Source organism: Streptacidiphilus sp. ASG 303, assembly GCF_020991365.1.
Classification (GTDB): Bacteria; Actinomycetota; Actinomycetes; order Streptomycetales; family Streptomycetaceae; genus Peterkaempfera.
Genome location: NZ_JAJLRA010000061.1, coordinates 1 through 5109 on the forward strand (window position 1 = coordinate 1; position 5109 = coordinate 5109).

Annotated in this window: 4 protein-coding genes; 2 read left to right on the top strand and 2 right to left on the bottom strand. The window is 75.3% G+C overall.

Going from position 1 to position 5109, the window contains the following annotated elements:
- Positions 1–99: 99 nt before the first annotated feature.
- Both LO771_RS29825 and LO771_RS29830 read right to left on the bottom strand, forming a co-directional pair.
- Complete coding sequence (locus LO771_RS29825) at positions 100–2319, bottom strand: NADP-dependent isocitrate dehydrogenase (protein WP_230748257.1); 2220 nt, start codon at positions 2317–2319, stop codon at positions 100–102.
- Positions 2320–2356: 37 nt separating this feature from the next.
- Positions 2357–3100: a TetR/AcrR family transcriptional regulator gene (locus tag LO771_RS29830; protein WP_230748259.1), complete on the bottom strand. Its 744-nt coding sequence runs from the start codon at positions 3098–3100 to the stop codon at positions 2357–2359.
- 178 nt (positions 3101–3278) lie between these two features.
- On the opposite strand from LO771_RS29830, the gene LO771_RS29835 reads away from it, so the two are divergent.
- Entirely contained in the window at positions 3279–3977 is a 699-nt protein-coding gene (locus LO771_RS29835; RefSeq protein WP_230748261.1) for an NADPH-dependent F420 reductase, read from the top strand.
- A 167-nt stretch (positions 3978–4144) separates the two neighbouring features.
- A complete protein-coding gene (locus LO771_RS29840; RefSeq protein WP_230748263.1) occupies positions 4145–4675 on the top strand; it encodes an NAD(P)H-dependent oxidoreductase in 531 nt (176 codons plus the stop codon).
- Positions 4676–5109 lie beyond the last annotated feature (434 nt).

Consider the following 5109-nt stretch of genomic DNA (forward strand, 5'->3'; position numbering starts at 1 on the left):
GGCGGGCCCGGGGGCCGCCCGGGCGGGGGGGGGCCGGGGCCGGGGCGGGAGGGGTGTGGTCGGGCGGGCGGGCCCGGGGGCCCGCCCGCCGACGCCGCGTCAGGCGAGGGTCGCGAGCGCCTGGTTGAAGGTCGCCGACGGCCGCATGACGGCGGCGGCCTTGGCCGGGTCGGGCTGGTAGTAGCCGCCGATGTCGGCCGGGGAGCCCTGCACCGCGACCAGCTCGTCGACGATGGCCTTCTCCTGCTCGGTCAGGGTCTTGGCCAGGTCGGCGAAGGCCGCCGCGAGCTGCGCGTCGTCGGTCTGCCGCGCCAGCTCCTGCGCCCAGTAGAGGGCCAGGTAGAAGTGGCTGCCGCGGTTGTCGATGCCGCCGAGGCGGCGGCTGGGCGACTTGTCCTCGTTGAGGAAGGTCGCGGTCGCCCGGTCCAGGGTGTCGGCGAGCACCTGGGCGCGCGCGTTGCCCGTGGTCTGGGCGAGGTGCTCGAAGCTCACCGCGAGGGCCAGGAACTCGCCCAGGCTGTCCCAGCGCAGGTAGTTCTCCTTGACCAGCTGCTGGACGTGCTTGGGGGCGGAGCCGCCGGCGCCGGTCTCGAACAGGCCGCCGCCGTTCATCAGCGGGACGACCGAGAGCATCTTGGCGCTGGTGCCGAGCTCCAGGATCGGGAAGAGGTCGGTCAGGTAGTCGCGCAGCACGTTGCCGGTGACGGAGATGGTGTCCTCGCCGCGGCGGATGCGCTCCAGGGAGAAGCGGATCGCGTCGACCGGGGCCATGACCTCGATCTGCAGGCCCTCGGTGTCGTGCTCGGCCAGGTACGTCCGGACCTTCGCGATGAGCTGCGCGTCGTGCGCGCGGGTCTCGTCCAGCCAGAACACCGCGGGGACGCCGGTGGCGCGGGCGCGGGTGACCGCGAGCTTGACCCAGTCGCGGACCGGCAGGTCCTTGGTCTGGCACATGCGGAAGATGTCGCCGGCGCCGACCGTCTGCTCCAGCACCGCGTTGCCGGCGGCGTCGACGACGCGGACCGTGCCCGTGGCCGGGATCTCGAAGGTCTTGTCGTGGCTGCCGTACTCCTCGGCCTTCTGCGCCATGAGGCCGACGTTGGGCACCGAGCCCATGGTGGCCGGGTCGAAGGCGCCGTGGGCGCGGCAGTCGTCGATGACGGCCTGGTAGATGCCGGCGTAGCTGCTGTCCGGCAGGACCGCGAGGGTGTCGGCCTCCTGGCCGTCCGGGCCCCACATGTGGCCGGAGGTGCGGATCATGGCCGGCATGGAGGCGTCGACGATGACGTCGCTCGGCACGTGGAGGTTGGTGATGCCCCGGTCGGAGTCGACCATGGCCAGCGCCGGGCCCTCGGCCAGCTCGGCCTCGAAGGACGCCTTGATCTCCGCGCCGCCGGGCAGCGACTCCAGGCCCTTGAGGATGCCGCCGAGGCCGTCGTTCGGGCTCAGGCCGGCCGCGGCCAGCGCCTGGCCGTGCGCGGCGAAGGTCTTCGGGAAGAAGGCGCGCACGACGTGGCCGAAGACGATCGGGTCGGAGACCTTCATCATCGTGGCCTTGAGGTGCACGGAGAAGAGCACGCCCTCGGCCTTGGCGCGGGCGACCTGCGCCGCGAGGAACTCGCGCAGCGGGCCCACGCGCATGACGGACGCGTCCACGACCTCGCCCGCCAGCACCGGCACCGACTCGCGCAGGACGGTGGTGGTGCCGTCGTCCCCGTGGAGCTCGATGCGGAGCGAGCCGTCCTCGGCGACGACCGCGGACTTCTCGGTGGAGCGGAAGTCGTCGGCGGTCATGTGCGCGACGTTGGTCTTCGAGTCGGCCGACCAGGCGCCCATGCGGTGCGGGTGGGTCTTCGCGTAGTTCTTCACCGAGGCGGGGGCGCGGCGGTCGGAGTTGCCCTCGCGCAGGACCGGGTTGACGGCGCTGCCCTTGACCTTGTCGTAGCGGGCGCGGATCTCCCGCTCCTCGTCGGACTTCGGGTCGTCCGGGTAGTCCGGCAGCGCGTAGCCCTGCTGCTGGAGCTCGGCGACCGCGGCCTTCAGCTGCGGGATCGACGCCGAGATGTTCGGCAGCTTGATGATGTTGGCGCCGGGGGTCTTCGCCAGCTCGCCGAGCTCCGCGAGGGCGTCGTCGATGCGCTGCCCCTCCTCCAGGTACTCGGGGAAGTGGGCGATGATCCGCCCCGCCAGGGAGATGTCGCGGGTCTCCACCCGGACCCCGGCCGTCGAGGCGTACGCCTGGACCACGGGCAGGAACGAGTACGTGGCCAGCGCCGGGGCCTCGTCTGTGTGGGTGTAGATGATGGTCGAGTCAGTCACCGGGTGCTCCGCTCCACGTCTGCAACATTGCTCGACATCAAGATATCCCGTGGGCGGCCCCCTCTCGACAGGACCCTGCCCCCGTCGCGCCGCCCCGGCCGCCCGGCCGCCGCCCCCTCCCCGCGGGCCCTTCCGGACCGGCCGCGCCCGCGGGTCCGGCGGACGTGCCCGGCGGGCGGGGCGGCCCGAGCACCGCGACCACGGTGCGCCCGGCCCAGTCCTCCCCGGCGTCCCGCCCGGCGAGGTGGTCGGCGCAGACCGCGCCCAGCAGGGCGGAGGCCAGCGCGTCCGGGTCGGCGGCGGCCCCGACGCCCTCCCGGCGGGCCCGGTCGAGGCTGGCGCGGAGGGCGGCCAGGCGCGGCCGCACCGCGTGCTCGCGCAGCAGCCGCAGCAGTTCCGGGGTGTGCTGCTCCTCGGCCAGGCAGGTGCCGACCAGGGCCGTGCCGCCGGCCCGGCGGAGCGCGGCGGCGAAGTCGGCGAGCTGCGCGCACAGGTCCGCGTGCAGGTCCGCCGCGGTGAGCGGTGCGGGTGCGGCGGCGGGCGGCGCGGTGCGCGGGCGCAACGTCCCGAGCGCGGCGGCCGCCAGGGCGGACTTGGACCTCCAGCGCAGGTGGATGGTGGCCTTGCTGACCCCTGCGGTCCGGGCGACCTCGTCCAGGGTCATCCGGGTGAAGCCCCGGCGGGCCAGCAGGGTGAGCGCCGCGTCGAGGATCGCGGCGTCCTTGCGCGGGCAGCGGGGCCGGCCCGCGCCGGGGCGGCAGTCCGGGGCGCTCTTCTCCATGGGGCCAGAGTAGCCGCTTGCAATACCGAACGGGTCGGTTTAGTTTTGGTGCGGAGCCGGGCGGACCCGCCGGGCGCCCCCGCTCCGGGACGTCCGGCACGCCGCCGCACGTCCCGGAAGGACACGGAAAGCCCGGAACACCCGGAGAACACCGGAACATCCCACGGAAGGGGATCCCATGCGCTACGCAGTCCTCGGCACCGGCGTCGTCGGCCGCACCGTCGCCGCCAAGCTCGCCTCCCTGGGCCACGAGGTCGTCGTCGGCACCCGCGACCCGCAGGCCACCCTCGCCCGCACCGAGCCCGACGCCATGGGCACCCCGCCCTTCGCCCAGTGGCACCAGGGCAACCCCGGGGTCCGCCTGGCCTCCTTCGCCGACGCCGCCGCCACGGCCGACGCCGTCGTCAACGCCACCTCCGGCGCCGGGGCCCTGGACGCCCTCGCCCTCGCCGGGGCGGAGAACCTGGCCGGCAAGGTCCTGCTGGACATCGCCAACCCGCTCGACTTCTCCCAGGGCATGCCCCCGTCCCTGGACCCCGTCAACACCGACAGCCTCGGCGAGCAGATCCAGCGGGCCTTCCCCGAGGCCAGGGTCGTCAAGACCCTCAACACCATGAACAGCTCGGTCATGGTCGACCCGGCCCGCGTGGCCGGCGAGCACCACGTCTTCGTCTCCGGCGACGACGCGGACGCCAAGAAGGCCGCCGCCGAACTGCTGGCCTCCTTCGGCTGGCCCGCCGGCAGCGTCATCGACCTCGGCGACATCACCACCGCCCGCGGCACCGAGATGCTGCTGCCGATCTGGCTGCGCCTGTGGGGGGCCCTCGGTCACGCCGACTTCAACTTCCACATCCAGGGCGCCCGCGCCGGCGCCTGAGACCGGACCGGGCGGGCCGGGGGCCACCCCGGCCCGCCCGTCCGCCGTCCCCCGTCCGCCCCTCCCGGCGCGGCCCCGCCCGCACACCGCTGCCCCCGGGGGAGCCCGGTACCGGCCCGTCCGGCCGCCCGGGTTTCCCGCCGACCGTCCCCGGAGCACCGCACCGCATGCCCGCCCCCCGCACCCTCGTCGTCGTCGCCCACCCCGACCTCGCCGCGTCCCGCGTCAACGCCCGCCTGGCCGAGGCCGCCCGCGGCCTGGACCACGTCACGGTCCACGACATCGCCGCCGCGTACCCCGACGGCCGCATCGACACCCCCCGCGAGCAGCGGCTGCTGCGCGAGCACGACACGGTCGTCTGGCAGTTCCCCTGGTACTGGTACTCCGTGCCGGGCGTGCTCAAGACCTGGATGGACGAGGTCCTCACCCACGGCTTCGCCTACGGCAGCGGGGGCACCGCCCTGCACGGCAAGACCCTCCGGCTCGTCACCTCCACCGGAGGCCCCGCCGACTCGTACGCCGAGGGCGGGTACAACCGCTTCGGCATGGACCGGCTGCTCGCCCCGATCGACGCCACCGCCCACCTGTGCGGCATGGTCCTCGCGGAGCCGCTGGTCCTGCACGGCGCCCGCACGGTCGCGGACGAGGAGCTCGCCCGGCACGCCGATGCCTACCGCGCCCTGCTGGGCGCCGCATGACCGGACGGGACCGGAACCGTCCGACCGGGTATCGGACGCGGATCGGGGGGTAGCCGCCCGGGGTGAGCACCCCCGACACCGCCCTCCGGACCGCCCCCGTCCAGGACGAACTGCGTGAACGGGCCCACAGGGGTCCCCGCCGGCCCGGCACCGCGCGGGCGGGCGGACCTCACCGCCGTCCCGCGGGCCCGTGTCCGCAGGGTCCGCCGCGCCCCGGCCCCGGCGGCGGCCCCCCGGACCGGCCCGGCGACGGCCCCCCCGACGGCGGCGTCCCCGGCGGCGCACCCGACAGCGGCAGGAGCACGCCCATGCGCCGGCAGGCCACCCTCGACGGCACCCCCGGCACCGCCGCCACCGCCCGCACCCTCACCGCCGACCTCCTCACCCACGCCGCCGCCACCGGCCACCCCCTCACCGACCGCACCCGCGAGACC

What these genes read in the sequence shown, in the direction of transcription:
- LO771_RS29830 (WP_230748259.1), bottom strand. Translation starts at nt 3,100, where the DNA reads ATGGAGAAGAGCGCCCCGGACTGCCGCCCCGGCGCGGGCCGGCCCCGC.
- LO771_RS29835 (WP_230748261.1), top strand. Translation starts at nt 3,279, where the DNA reads ATGCGCTACGCAGTCCTCGGCACCGGCGTCGTCGGCCGCACCGTCGCC.
- LO771_RS29840 (WP_230748263.1), top strand. Translation starts at nt 4,145, where the DNA reads ATGCCCGCCCCCCGCACCCTCGTCGTCGTCGCCCACCCCGACCTCGCC.